This is a genomic window from Streptomyces sp. NBC_01410, from assembly GCF_045040195.1.
Lineage (GTDB): Bacteria > Actinomycetota > Actinomycetes > Streptomycetales > Streptomycetaceae > Streptomyces.
On sequence record NZ_CP109530.1, the window covers coordinates 3,193,574 to 3,206,283 of the forward strand.

General features: G+C 71.4%; 10 protein-coding genes. 6 read left to right on the forward strand and 4 right to left on the reverse strand.

The features are described 5' to 3' along the window. Positions 1-12 precede the first annotated feature (12 nt). From OG741_RS14575 to OG741_RS14595, 5 genes are all read left to right on the forward strand, one after another. Complete coding sequence (locus OG741_RS14575) at positions 13-1,353, forward strand: hypothetical protein (RefSeq protein WP_405597799.1); 1,341 nt, start codon at positions 13-15, stop codon at positions 1,351-1,353. Further along, positions 1,350-4,076, forward strand: a complete 2,727-nt coding sequence (locus OG741_RS14580; protein WP_405597801.1) for a tetratricopeptide repeat protein — start codon at positions 1,350-1,352, stop codon at positions 4,074-4,076. Before OG741_RS14575 ends, OG741_RS14580 begins: the two co-directional genes overlap by 4 nt. A 3-nt stretch (positions 4,077-4,079) precedes the next feature. Continuing rightward, complete coding sequence (locus tag OG741_RS14585; protein WP_405597803.1) at positions 4,080-5,507, forward strand: PP2C family serine/threonine-protein phosphatase; 1,428 nt, start codon at positions 4,080-4,082, stop codon at positions 5,505-5,507. Positions 5,508-5,604: 97 nt separating this feature from the next. Next, positions 5,605-6,963, forward strand: a complete 1,359-nt coding sequence (locus tag OG741_RS14590) for a vWA domain-containing protein (protein ID WP_405597805.1) — start codon at positions 5,605-5,607, stop codon at positions 6,961-6,963. A 72-nt stretch (positions 6,964-7,035) separates the two neighbouring features. Further along, positions 7,036-8,232 carry an FHA domain-containing protein gene (locus tag OG741_RS14595; protein WP_405597807.1) on the forward strand — a complete coding sequence of 399 codons (1,197 nt, stop codon included), beginning with the start codon at positions 7,036-7,038 and terminating at the stop codon, positions 8,230-8,232. On the opposite strand, the gene OG741_RS14600 is transcribed toward OG741_RS14595, so the two are convergent. Continuing rightward, positions 8,229-9,248: a methyltransferase domain-containing protein gene (locus OG741_RS14600; protein WP_405597810.1), complete on the reverse strand. Its 1,020-nt coding sequence runs from the start codon at positions 9,246-9,248 to the stop codon at positions 8,229-8,231. The genes OG741_RS14595 and OG741_RS14600 overlap by 4 nt on opposite strands. A gap of 100 nt (positions 9,249-9,348) precedes the next feature. Here OG741_RS14600 and OG741_RS14605 point away from each other — a divergent pair, with 100 nt between their 5' ends. Beyond that, positions 9,349-9,753 carry a globin gene (locus OG741_RS14605; protein WP_405597812.1) on the forward strand — a complete coding sequence of 135 codons (405 nt, stop codon included), beginning with the start codon at positions 9,349-9,351 and terminating at the stop codon, positions 9,751-9,753. A gap of 19 nt (positions 9,754-9,772) precedes the next feature. Here OG741_RS14605 and OG741_RS14610 read toward each other — a convergent pair whose 3' ends face one another. Genes OG741_RS14610 through ettA form a run of 3 tightly spaced genes read right to left on the reverse strand, consistent with a single transcriptional unit; the run spans position 9,773 to position 12,558 of the window. Continuing rightward, the gene (locus tag OG741_RS14610) at positions 9,773-10,447 is read right to left on the reverse strand and encodes a hypothetical protein (protein WP_405597814.1); all 675 of its coding nucleotides are present in this window, start codon (positions 10,445-10,447) and stop codon (positions 9,773-9,775) included. Beyond that, the gene (locus tag OG741_RS14615) at positions 10,444-10,884 is read right to left on the reverse strand and encodes an acyl-CoA thioesterase (RefSeq protein ID WP_405597816.1); all 441 of its coding nucleotides are present in this window, start codon (positions 10,882-10,884) and stop codon (positions 10,444-10,446) included. Before OG741_RS14615 ends, OG741_RS14610 begins: the two co-directional genes overlap by 4 nt. Positions 10,885-10,893: 9 nt before the next feature. Beyond that, the gene (ettA, locus tag OG741_RS14620; RefSeq protein WP_266476271.1) at positions 10,894-12,558 is read right to left on the reverse strand and encodes an energy-dependent translational throttle protein EttA; all 1,665 of its coding nucleotides are present in this window, start codon (positions 12,556-12,558) and stop codon (positions 10,894-10,896) included. Between the last annotated feature and the right edge of the window lie 152 nt (positions 12,559-12,710).

The window sequence follows — 12,710 nt, forward strand, 5'->3', positions numbered from 1 at the left end:
GAGAGGTGATCGATGGGCGCGGCGGGACCCTCCCCCAGCTTCGCGGCGGGACCCCCAGGACCGGTGATGGACCGGGACGAGGTGGACCGTGCTCTGGCGCGCCTCGGCGCCGAGCACGAAGCGATCGAGACGTCGCTCCTCGCCCTCCAGGACCATGCGGGCCGCCGGCTCCTCGAAGGCGCCGAGCTCACGGGCGTCACCAAGGACCGCTGGGCCTCCGCCGAGCAGGCGATCACCCTGCTGTGGGGGTACTTCGACGCGTACGCCGCCGCCCTGAACGACACCCGTGAGCTGCGTTCCCGCCGTCGCTGGCCCAGCCGTGAGGACCTGGTGGAGCTGACCGAGCGGCTGCGCGGCCGCAGCGTCACGGTCGCGGGCACCGCCACCCACACCGCGCCGTCGATCACCGGACCCGCCAAGCTCTCCGAGCAGTTCACGCTCGAAGAGCTGGTCGCCCGGATGAACGAGCTGTACGCGAGCTCGCTGGACATGGTCGTCACGGCCGACTCGGTGTGGTCGGCGCTGCCCGCCCGCATAGATCTGCTCTCCGCCGAACTGCAGCGGACCCGATCGCTCGCGCACTCCGTCGGCGTACGGCCAGGCGAGCACCCGGCCGGCGACGAGCTGGAGGCGATCACCCATGAGCTGTCCACGCTGCGTGCCCAGGTGATCTCCGATCCGCTCGCCTTCTGGCGGCCCGCGCCCAGCAGTTCGGCCCCGGGCGGCGGACGGCCCGACACCGACCGCTACGACCGGGCGGCCCGCGCCCTTGAGGACATCCGCCGTGAGATCGAGGCGGTGCTCCAGGTCCGGCAGGACTCCGAGGAGCGGCTGCTGCGGCTGCGCGACGTCCTGTCGCGCGCCGACCGGACGCTGACCGAGGCACGGTCCGCGCGCGGCGAGGTGCTCGCGAAGATCGCGGCCTCCGAGGTGCCCGCGGTCAGCGGCCCGCCGACCGCGCTGCAGGAGCGGCTCGCCACGGCGGCCGAGTACCGCAGGCACTCCCAGTGGCACCGGCTCTCGCCGCTGCTCGAATCGCTGGAGCGCGAGGCCGAGGACGAACTGATGCGCGCCCGCGAGTCGTTGACGGCCGTGACCGCGCCGCTCGCGGTCCGCGCGGAGCTGCGCGGCCGCCTCGACGCGTACAAGGCGAAGGTGGCCCGGCACGGCATGGCGGAGGACCCGCTGCTGATCGAGCGGTACGACGCGGCCCGCCGGATGCTGTGGAGCGCGCCGTGCGATCTGCGCGTCGCCGAACAGGCGGTGCTGCGCTATCAGCAGGCCGCCGCCGAAGTACTGGTCCCGCGCCAGGCCGGACCGGCCGGGCCCCAGGACCGCAGGGGGGATTCATGAGCGAGAACAACAAGTGCCAGCGCCCCGACTGCGAGGGCGGTTACGAGGACATGGGCGGCGGTGAGCTGTACTGCGACACCTGCGGGCTCGCTCCCGTCGTCTCGTCGAACGGCATGGTGTCCTCGCAGCCCACCGGCATCACGGGCGGCGGCAGGGACTCCGGCTCGGCGCGCAGTTCACGCTCCTCGCGGGCCTCTTCGCGCTCGTCGACCTCGCGGCGTTCCGTCTCGGGGCGGCTTTCGCGCTCGCTGACCGGGAGCAGCACCTCGACCCGGTCGGTCTCGGTGCGCAGCTCCGGCACTTCCACAGGCGCGTCCGGCCGTAACCGGCTGGGTGCGGGCCTGGTCACCGTGCCGCAGGTGCCGCGCCCCGACCCGCGCACCGCGGTGATGGAGAACCCCGAGGTTCCCGAGCGCAAGCGGTTCTGCTCGCGCTCCGACTGCGGGGCACCGGTGGGCCGTTCGCGCGGTGAGCGTCCCGGGCGTACGGAAGGTTTCTGCACCAAGTGCGGCCACCCGTATTCGTTCGTGCCCAAGCTCGCCGACGGCGACATCGTGCACGGGCAGTACGAAGTGGTGGGCTGCCTCGCCCACGGCGGCCTGGGCTGGGTCTATCTGGCGGTGGACCGCGCGGTCTCCGACCGGTGGGTGGTGCTCAAGGGCCTGCTGGACACGGGCGACCAGGACGCCATGGCCGCGGCGATCTCGGAGCGCCGCTTCCTCGCGGAGATCGAGCACTCCAACATCGTCCGGATCTACAACTTCGTGGAGCATCTCGACCAGCGCACGGGCTCGCTCGACGGCTACATCGTCATGGAGTACGTCGGCGGCAAGTCGCTGAAGGAGATCGCCAACGAGCGGCGCGACACGGCGGGCAAGCGCGATCCGCTGCCGGTCGAACAGGCGTGTGCGTACGGCATCGAGGCGCTGGAGGCCCTCGGGCATCTGCACAGCCGGAACCTGCTGTACTGCGACTTCAAGGTCGACAACGCCATCCAGCAGCAGGACCAGCTCAAGCTCATCGACATGGGCGCGGTCCGCAGGATGGACGACGACGAGTCCGCGATCTACGGCACGGTCGGCTACCAGGCCCCGGAGGTCGCCGAGGTCGGCCCTTCGGTCGCCTCCGACCTGTACACCGTGGCGCGCACGCTGGCGGTGCTGACCTTCGACTTCCAGGGCTACACGAACGTGTTCGTGGACTCCCTTCCGGACCCGGAGAACATCAAGGTCTTCCAGACGTACGAGTCCTTCTACCGGCTGCTGGTGCGGGCGACGGACCCGGACCCGGCGCGGCGGTTCGCCTCGGCGCAGGAGATGGCGGAGCAGCTGACGGGGGTGCTCAGGGAGGTCGTCGCGATCCAGACGGGCCGCCCGCGGCCCTCGCTGTCGACGACGTTCGGGCCCGAACTGCGGGTCACGGACACGCAGTTGTTCGCGGAGCTGACGGGAGACGTTTCGCAGCTGGGCGGGCGTGCGGCGGCGGCTTGGGGCCGTGGGCGCGGGCGCGGTAGGCAGTCGGCGGCAGCGAACGGCTCGGTGGGCACGGGTCCTGCGGTGGTGGGCGGCTCAGCCCCGTTGGGTGCGGGCGGCGCGCTGGTCCCGGGGGCTCGTGTGGGCGAAGGCGCGCCCCAACTGGGCGTCTCGGGCGCCGGATACGGCAACGGCGGGCCCGGCCACCTGGGCGGGACGCCCGCACCGGTTGCCGGGATCGCTGGCGGAGGGGCCGCAGGTGTCTACCCTCTCGCGCCTCATCTCGCCACGCTCGACACCCGCGCGACCTCACTCGCCCTGCCCGTGCCGCGCGTCGACCCGAACGACCCCAACGCCGGTTTCCTCGCCGGCCTCATGGCCTCGGCCCCCGCCGAGCTGATCGCCGCGCTGCACTCCACGTCCGCCGCCTCCCCGGAGACCCGGCTGCGTGAGCTGCGCGCCCGCCTGGAGATGGGCGAACTGGACTCCGCGAGCAAGGCGCTCGCGACCCTGGAGGGCCAGCACCCCGACGACTGGCGGGTCGTCTGGTACCGCGGTCTCACCTCCCTGGTGACCGGGGAGAACGAGGTCGCGGCGCTCTCCTTCGACGCGATCTACGACGCGTTCCCCGGCGAGCCCGCGCCCAAGCTCGCGCTGGGCGTCTGCGCCGAGGTGCTCGGTCAGCTGGACAACGCCGCTGAGTACTACCGCCTGGTGTGGACGACCGACCCGAGCTATGTCAGCGCCGCCTTCGGCCTCGCGCGGGTGCAGCTCGCGGCGGGCGACCGGGCCGGAGCCGTACGGACTCTGGAGTCGGTGCCGGAGGCGTCGATCCACTACACGGCGGCCCGCGTGGCCGCCGTGCGGGCGAGGCTGCGGCGACGCGCCGTGCACGAGCCGCTGATCGGCGACCTGTTGGCCGCCGCCGCGCAGGTGGACGGCCTGAAGGACTTCGGTCTGGACGCGGTACGCCGCGAACAGTTGTCGACAGAAGTACTCGGCACGGCCCTGGACTGGGTACTCTCCGGTAGTCCCGGAGCCCCTCCGTCCGTACAGAACGCGCCGAGCGCACCGCACGCGGCGGCGCAGAGCACGCCGACCGTGCTGCTCGGCAGTGAACTGGACGAGCGCGGACTGCGCTTCGGGCTGGAACGCTCCTACCGGGTACTCGCCCGGCTCGCCCAGCGCGGCGAGGAGCGGATCGACCTGGTGGAGCGGGCCAACCGCTTCCGCCCCCGGACGTGGGTGTGATTGATGGCCTCGCAGATGCACCAGCCGGCCGCGGGGTCGACCTGCCCAAGCTGCGACGAGCCGCTGGAGACGGGTGACCTCTTCTGCGGCGCGTGCGGATACGACCTCTCGGCCGTACCCGAGCAGCCGGACGACCACCCGACCATCGCCATCGGTACGGGGGTCCAGTGGCCGACGGCCACCGGCACGGACAGTGCGGGTACCCCGGCGCCCACGCACCGGCCCGGCGATCTGCCGGGCACGGACTCGGGCGGCGGCCCGCTGGCCGCCCCGGCGGCCGTACGGTACGACAACCGGCCGGGCCGTGAGGCCTCGCCCGATGTCCCCGTCGTCCCTGTCCAAGCCACCTCGCCCAACACCGCCCCCAACGCCGCGCCGAGCGCCGCGCCGAGCGTCTCACCCAGTGGCGACTTCGAGCTGCCCGCACCCGAGGCGGCCCCCGCCGGCGCCACCGACCCGCGCGCCGCGGACCCCGTCACTGCCCCGTCCGGGACCAAGCTCTGCGTGGCCTGCCGCGCCGGCCATGTCGACACCGACGGCTACTGCGAGAACTGCGGGCACGCCCAGCCCCGCGAACGCGACCACATGGAGCGTGAGCTCGGCTCGGTCGCCGCGGTCAGCGACCGCGGACTGCGCCACCACCGCAACGAGGACTCGTTCGCGGTCTCCTCCACGGCTCTGCCCGACGGCTCACCGGCCGTCGTCGCGATCGTCTGCGACGGAGTGTCGTCGGCGACCCGCCCCGACGAGGCCTCCGAGGCCGCGGCGAGTGCCGCCAACGAGCTGCTGCTGGAGACCCTGCCGCGCGGCACGCACCCCCAGCAGGCCATGCACGAGGCGATCGTCGCAGCCGCGGACGCGGTCAACTCCCTTGCCACCGACCCCGGTGAGGGCGAGGCGATGGAGCACGACCCGCACCGCCACCAGAACGCGCCCGCGTGCACGATCGTCGGCGCGGTCGCGGCCGGCGGCCTGCTGGTCGTCGGCTGGGTCGGCGACAGCCGGGCGTACTGGGTGCCCGACGACCGCAGCGGCCCGCCCGCCCGGCTCACCGAGGACGACTCCTGGGCCGCCCAGATGGTGGCGGCGGGCCTGATGAGCGAGGCCGAGGCGTACGCGGACGAGCGCGCCCACGCCATCACGGGCTGGCTGGGAGCTGACGCGTACGAACTGGAGCCGCACACCGCGTCCTTCAAGCCGGACCGTTCCGGTGTGGTCGTGGTCTGCACGGACGGCCTGTGGAACTACGCCGAGGGCGCCGAGGACATGGCCCGGGCGATCCCCGCCGATGCCGCGGACCGGCCGCTGCACAGTGCGCAGGTTCTGGTCGGTCATGCCCTGGACGGCGGGGGCCACGACAACGTAACAGTGGCCGTCCTGCCGTTCGCCGTGCCGCAGCAAGGGGCAGGATCGGCCTACAACAAGGCTTGAGCCCCCTTTTGTCCGCGGCTTGCGGACCGTCATGCCGTTTCTCGCTGACCGATTCTGACCAACTCTGCCCGAGCGGAGCCTCAAGGAGCCGATTCAGATGGCTGTTTTCTCCAAGTCCCAGGTGCCGCAGTTCTCCGTCGAGGTGTACCAGAACGCATACCTGCCCGAGGGCGGCCGCGAGGTGAACGCGATCGTCACCGTCACCTCCACCGGAGGCGGCACCAGGGGCGGGGCTCCGCTCACGGGCGCCACGCCCTCCCCCACCGCCATACCGGGGCAGACGCCGAGCGCGGCCGTTGTGATCATGGTCGACTGTTCCGGCTCGATGGACTACCCGCCGACCAAGATGCGCAATGCCCGTGATGCCACGGCCGCCGCCATCGACACCCTGCGCGACGGCGTCGCGTTCGCGGTGGTCGCTGGCACGCATGTGGCCGCCGAGGTCTTCCCCGGCGACGGAAAGCTCGCCGTCGCCGATCCGGCGACCCGCGCCCGGGCCAAGGACGCACTGCGGCGTCTCACCGCGGGCGGCGGCACCGCGATCGGCACCTGGCTGCGGCTGGCCGACCGGCTGTTCGCCACCTCCGATGTCGCGATCAGGCACGGCATCCTGCTCACCGACGGCCGTAACGAGCACGAGGCGCCGGAGGATCTGCGGGCCACGCTCGACGCGGTCGGGGGCCGCTTCACGTGCGACGCCCGCGGCGTCGGGACCGACTGGGAGGTCAAGGAGGTCACCGGTATCGCCTCCGCGCTGCTCGGCACGGCGGACATCGTCGCGAACCCGGCGGAGCTGGCCACGGACTTCACGAGCATGATGGAGAACGCGATGGGCAAGGAGGTCGCGGACGTGGCGCTGCGGCTGTGGACACCCGTCGGCGTGGAGATCAAGTTCATCAAGCAGGTGGCGCCGACGGTCGAGGAGCTGACCGGGCGGCGCACGGAGGCGGGTCCGCGGGCCGGGGACTACCCCACGGGATCCTGGGGCGACGAGTCCCGCGACTATCACGTGTGCGTCCAGGTGCCGGAGGCGGGCATCGGCCAGGAGATGCTCGCCGCCCGCGTCTCGCTGATCATTCCGGCCGCGGACGGCGGCGCTCCGCAGGTGCTCTCGCAGGGTCTCGTACGCGCGGTGTGGACGGACGACATGGTGGCGTCCACCTCGATCAACCCGCAGGTCGCGCACTACACGGGTCAGGCCGAACTGGCACAAGTCATCCAACAGGGGCTGGATGCCCGCAAGTCGGGCGACATCGACGGCGCGACCGCGAAGCTCGGCCGCGCGGTGCAGCTCGCGGCTGACTCGGGGAACGAGGACACTGCGAAACTGCTTTCGAAGGTGGTGGACGTCGTCGATGCGGCGACGGGTACTGTGCGACTGAAGGCGAAGGTCGCGGAGGCGGACGAGATGACCCTCGAAACGCGCTCCACCAAGACGGTTCGTGTGAAGAAGTAGCCAGCAGAAGCACCCAGATTGACCGATGTGAAACGGCCCCCGGGCCGGACGAGGAGAGGGGGAAGCGCCGACATGCCGACCTGCCCGAACGGACACCAGTCGGGTTCCGACGACTGGTGCGAGGTCTGTGGCCACCGCATGGCCGGTCCTGGCGCTCCCGCGGGTGCCGTGCCGCCGCCTCCACCACCACCGCCGCCGCCGGCCTACGGCTACCCCGGCCCGGGTCCCGGCTCCGGCGACCCGAACGCCACCGCCCAGGCCGAGCTCTGCCCGCAGTGCCGCACCCCGCGCGAGGCCATGGCCCCCTTCTGCGAGGAGTGCCGGTACAACTTCCTCACGCACACGGCGACCTCGTACACCCCACTGGCTCCGCCCCCGCAGCCGGTCGGCGGGCTGAACCTGCCGCCGGGCTTCCAGGCGCAGCCGGCGCCCGCGCCGCAGCAGCAGCACCCCAGTCCGCAGCAGCACGACCCGTACGAGTACCAGAGCTCGCGGCCCTCGCAGATGAACCGGCCCGCCGAGCCGCTGATGAACGAGCCGCCGTCGCAGCAGCAGCCGCCGCAGGGCTTCCAGCAGCAGGGGCCGCCGCCTGTGCCGCAGGCGTTCCAGCAGCAGCCGGGCCCGCCGGCGCCGCCCGCGTATCAGCAGCCCGCAACTCCCGCGCCGCCGGGGCACCAGCAGACGGGCGGCGGGGACGACTGGATGCTGCCTCCGCCCTCGCAGGCGCAGGCGCCGCAGCAGACGCAGGCACCGCAGCAGACGCACCCGTTCCAGCAGCAGCAGCCGATGCAGCCGCAGTACACCCAGCAGCCCGGCCCGCCGCAGGGTCAGCAGGCTCCGCCCCCGTACCAGCAGGCCGCACCCGCGGGCTGGACGGCCGTCATCGCGCCCGACCGTGAGTACTTCCTGGCGATGATGCAGCGCAGCGGCCCGGACGCGAGCGGCCTCAACCTGCCCGCGTACTCCCCCGAGCAGCAGCTCCCGCTCGTCGGCAACCAGATCACCATCGGCCGCCGCCGGCACTCCACCGGCGAGTCCCCCGACATCGATCTCTCGGTGCCTCCGGAGGACCCGGGTGTCTCGCACCAGCACGCGGTGCTGGTGCAGCAGCCCGACGGCTCGTGGGCGGTCGTCGACCAGAACTCCACCAACGGCACCACGCTCAACGGCGCCGAGGACCCGATCCAGCCCTATGTCCCGATCCCGCTGAACGACGGCGACCGGGTCCATGTCGGAGCCTGGACGACGATCACGATCCGCCGGGGCTAAGCCTGGCGTGTGGGACGCCCGAGGGGCCAGGCGTACGGCCCCTCGGGGTCGTCCAGCCAGGCCCACTGGTGGTGTCCGCTGACCGTGACCCCGAAGCGGTCCCGCTGCGGGCGCCGCTCCCGCTCCCACAGCGACAATGCCTCGTGCGGGTCGAGGCTGCCCGAGGTCAGCGTCAGCAGGAAACGGAACAGCTCGTTCTCGATCGCGCGCCTGGGCAGCCCGCCGGTGTGCCCCTCCCGTGCGGCGGAGCCGCCGCGCAGCGGCACGAAGTAGGCGGCCGTCCGCAGAAAGCGCCCCTCCGCGGTGCGGCCGCGGCTGTCGTCGTGCACCCGCAGGGCGATCAGACCGGTGGACAGCGGCGCCAGGATCCGCGCCCCCGGCCTGCACTGCGGCAGCCAGTCGAAGGGAACGGACGGCAGGGTGCAGGTCGCGATGATGCGGTCGAAGGGTGCGCGTTCGGGGCAGCCGCGCGCGCCGTCGCCGGTGATCACGGCCGGGTGGTAGCCCGCGGCGGCCAGATGCGAGCGTGCCGACTCGGTGATCTCCGGGTCCACGTCGATGGTCGTCACCAGCTCGTCGCCGAGCCGGTGGGCGAGCAGGGCGGCGTTGTAGCCGGTGCCCGCGCCGATCTCCAGAACGGCATCCCCGTCGCGTACCTCCAGCTCATCGAGCATGCGCGCCATCAGCGAGGGCTGGCTGCTGGAGGAGATCAGCTGCCCGTCGCGCACCCGCGTAGCGAGCGGCCCGTCGGCATAGGCGCCCCGCAGCCAGCGGGCCCGCCGCTGCGGATCGGGGTCCTCGCACCACAGCCGCTCGTACGCGCCCTTGCCGACGCCGTCGCTCGGGGCGTATCCCCGGCTCACGAAGTAGTACGGCACGAACAGATGCCGCGGCACGTCCTCCAACGCCGCCCGCCAGGCCGGATCGGTCAGCCCTCCGTCGGCCATGATCGTCCGTACCATCGAGCGCCGTGCCTCGGCCGCGGGCTCGGCGAACCGTTCAAGCTCCGTACCCATGCCTCCACTCTCCTGCGCGGCCGCCGCCGAGGCGAGCACCCGATCGTGGACGGGTCCTAGGGCCTGCGTCCTCGGCCGGTGCGTCTGAGACCATGGAGGGGTGACTGAGATTCCGCGCGGCACCCTTGAGGAGCAGACGTTCTACGAGCAGATCGGTGGCGAGGAGACCTTCCGGCGTCTCGTCCACCGTTTCTACGAGGGCGTTGCCGAGGACCCGCTGCTGCGGCCGATGTACCCGGAGGAGGATCTGGGTCCGGCCGAGGAGCGGCTCACGCTGTTCCTGATCCAGTACTGGGGCGGGCCCCGCACCTACAGCGACAACCGCGGCCACCCGCGGCTGCGGATGCGGCACGCGCCCTTCACCGTCGACCGGGCCGCACACGACGCCTGGCTGAAGCACATGCGTACGGCCGTGGACGAGCTCGGGCTCTCCGAGGCGCACCAGCGGCAGCTGTGGGACTACCTCACCTATGCCGCGGCCTCGATGGTGAACGCGGCCGACTAGCGGAGCGCAGCAGCGGGTGTCAGCCGTGGCGGGTGGGCGTGACCGTCAGTCCGCCGAGGCCATTGGTGCGTACGACGATCGACCCGAAGGGCGTACGCAGCCTGAGCCAGGCCCCCGTGGACAGCAGGGCGACCGGAACTCCCGGGCGCAGAAAGCCGAGCGACTGGGCGGCGTGCACGGCACGCAGGGGCAGCCCGGTGGTGCCGACGGTGCGCGACCAGATGTCGCGGCCGATCCGGTCCCGTTCGGCGCGGGTGCGGCGCGCGGCGGGCAACTGCTCGTCGCGGGTGCGGAATTCGGCGACCGCGGCGGCGACGGCTCCGCGCATCGCGGTCACTTCGGGTAGTCCGGCGAGCTCCTGCCAGCCGCCGCGCGGAGGCAGCACCCCCGCCCACGGCGGCCCGGTGACGGGCGCGGGGACGGTGAACTCCGCGCCGCCCTCACCGCCCAGGGACTCCAGAAGCTCCCCCGCCGAGACGGTGACATCCAGCTCGACGGGGTCGTCGAGTCGTGCCGTACGGATCGCGAGCACCTCGAAGGAGGGCGGGCGCCCGAAAACGGCGAGCGCGCCACCACCGGCCTGAAGGCGGACGGCGGCGGCGCGGTCGTAGTGGATCAGCCGGGCGAGGAAGGCGGCGAGATCCTCCGCCTCCCTCGCGTCGGCGAAGTGCAGACTCTGCACGGGCACGCTCATGCGGCGAGAGCACCCTCGCCCGCGTCGTCCAGGTACTTGAGGAGGAAGGACTTCTCCTCCGTGCTGATCCGGCGCGGACGCTCGGCGGCGAGGTCGTAGGGCACGACGACGGTCGAGGCCCGCACATAGACCTGCGAAGGGCCCTCCGCGTCCTTGACCTCGTAAGCGATGGTCAGCGACGCCGCACCTATCTTCGTCACCCACGACTCGATGATCACCGGCTCGTGCCGGTGGACCAGCGGTCGCTTGTACTCGATCTCGTGGCGGGCCACGACGGACCCGCCGGAGAACGACGGCGACCCGTCCCCCGGCGCCAGCCGGAACATGAAGTCGATACGCGCTTCCTCCAGATACCGGAGGAAGACGACGTTGTTGACATGCCCGAAGGCGTCCATGTCCGACCAGCGGAGGGGGCAGCGGTAGATGTGCCGGGCCATAGGTGAACCTCAGCCCCGGGTGAGCTTCTTGTAGGTGGCACGGTGCGGACGGGCCGCGTCCGGGCCGAGGCGCTCGACCTTGTTCTTCTCGTACGAATCGAAGTTGCCCTCGAACCAGAACCACTTGGAGTCGCCCTCGTACGCCAGGATGTGCGTGGCGACGCGGTCGAGGAACCAGCGGTCGTGGGAGACGACCACGGCCGCACCGGGGAACTCGAGCAGGGCGTTCTCCAGGGAGGAGAGCGTCTCGACGTCGAGGTCGTTGGTGGGCTCGTCGAGGAGCAGCAGGTTGCCGCCCTGTTTGAGGGTCAGCGCCAGGTTGAGGCGGTTGCGCTCACCGCCGGACAGGACACCGGCCGGCTTCTGCTGGTCCGGGCCCTTGAAGCCGAACGCCGAGACATAGGCGCGGGACGGCATCTCGACCTGGCCGACGTTGATGTAGTCGAGCTCGTCGGAGACAACGGCCCACAGGGTCTTCTTGGGGTCGATGTTGGCGCGGCTCTGGTCGACGTAGGAGATCTTGACGGTCTCGCCGACCTTGATCACACCGGAGTCGGCCTCTTCCAGACCCTGGATCATCTTGAAGAGTGTGGTCTTGCCGGCGCCGTTGGGGCCGATGACGCCGACGATGCCGTTACGCGGCAGGGTGAAGCTCAGGTCGTCGATCAGGACCTTGTCGCCGAAAGCCTTGGTGAGGTTCTCGACCTCGACGACGACGGAGCCCAGACGCGGGCCCGGCGGGATCTGGATCTCCTCGAAGTCCAGCTTCCGCATCTTGTCGGCCTCGGCTGCCATCTCCTCGTAACGGGCCAGACGGGCCTTGGACTTGGCCTGCCGCCCCTTCGCGTTGGAGCGGACCCACTCGAGCTCTTCCTTCAGACGCTTCTGGCGCTTCGCGTCCTTGGCGCCCTCGACCTTGAGGCGGGAGGCCTTGTTCTCCAGGTAGGTGGAGTAGTTGCCCTCGTAGGGGTGGGCGCGGCCGCGGTCGAGCTCGAGGATCCACTCGGCGACGTTGTCGAGGAAGTACCGGTCGTGGGTGATGGCGACGACGGTGCCGGGGTACTTGGCGAGGTGCGCCTCCAGCCACTGCACGGACTCGGCGTCCAGGTGGTTGGTGGGCTCGTCGAGGAGCAGCAGGTCGGGGGCTTCGAGCAGCAGCTTGCACAGGGCGACGCGGCGCTTCTCACCACCGGAGAGGGTGGTGACGGGCCAGTCCCCGGGCGGGCAGCCGAGCGCGTCCATGGCCTGCTCGAGCTGGGCGTCGAGGTCCCAGGCGTTGGCGTGGTCGAGCTCCTCCTGGAGCTTGCCCATCTCTTCCATCAGCGCGTCGGTGTACTCGGTCGCCATCTGCTCGGCGATCTCGTTGAACCGGTCGAGCTTGCCCTTGATCGCGGCAACGCCGTCCTCGACGTTCTCCAGAACCGTCTTGGACTCGTCCAGCGGCGGCTCCTGCAGCAGGATGCCGACGGTGTAGCCGGGCGAGAGGAACGCGTCACCGTTGGAGGGCTGCTCCAGACCGGCCATGATCTTCAGCACGGTGGACTTACCGGCGCCGTTGGGGCCGACCACACCGATCTTCGCACCGGGCAGGAAGCTCAGCGTCACGTCATCGAGGATGACCTTGTCGCCGTGCGCCTTGCGCGTCTTGCGCATCGTGTAGATGTACTCAGCCAAGAGAAACCGTCCGGCAAGAAGAGGGTGGGCAGATACACCCCATCTTGCCTGACCGCTACCCCGCGAAGGAAACCAGTACCTCAGGGTGCCCGCGACCTGGACGTTCGTTGACCGCGGCCGTGGCTGATCTGTCACTGATTGTCGGCGCCGGT

Excerpts from the sequence above, each read along its gene's own strand:
- OG741_RS14575 (WP_405597799.1), top strand. The coding sequence starts at position 13 with ATGGGCGCGGCGGGACCCTCCCCCAGCTTCGCGGCGGGACCCCCAGGA.
- OG741_RS14580 (WP_405597801.1), top strand. The coding sequence starts at position 1,350 with ATGAGCGAGAACAACAAGTGCCAGCGCCCCGACTGCGAGGGCGGTTAC.
- OG741_RS14585 (WP_405597803.1), top strand. The coding sequence starts at position 4,080 with ATGGCCTCGCAGATGCACCAGCCGGCCGCGGGGTCGACCTGCCCAAGC.
- OG741_RS14590 (WP_405597805.1), top strand. The coding sequence starts at position 5,605 with ATGGCTGTTTTCTCCAAGTCCCAGGTGCCGCAGTTCTCCGTCGAGGTG.
- OG741_RS14595 (WP_405597807.1), top strand. The coding sequence starts at position 7,036 with ATGCCGACCTGCCCGAACGGACACCAGTCGGGTTCCGACGACTGGTGC.
- OG741_RS14600 (WP_405597810.1), bottom strand. The coding sequence starts at position 9,248 with ATGGGTACGGAGCTTGAACGGTTCGCCGAGCCCGCGGCCGAGGCACGG.
- OG741_RS14610 (WP_405597814.1), bottom strand. The coding sequence starts at position 10,447 with ATGAGCGTGCCCGTGCAGAGTCTGCACTTCGCCGACGCGAGGGAGGCG.
- OG741_RS14615 (WP_405597816.1), bottom strand. The coding sequence starts at position 10,884 with ATGGCCCGGCACATCTACCGCTGCCCCCTCCGCTGGTCGGACATGGAC.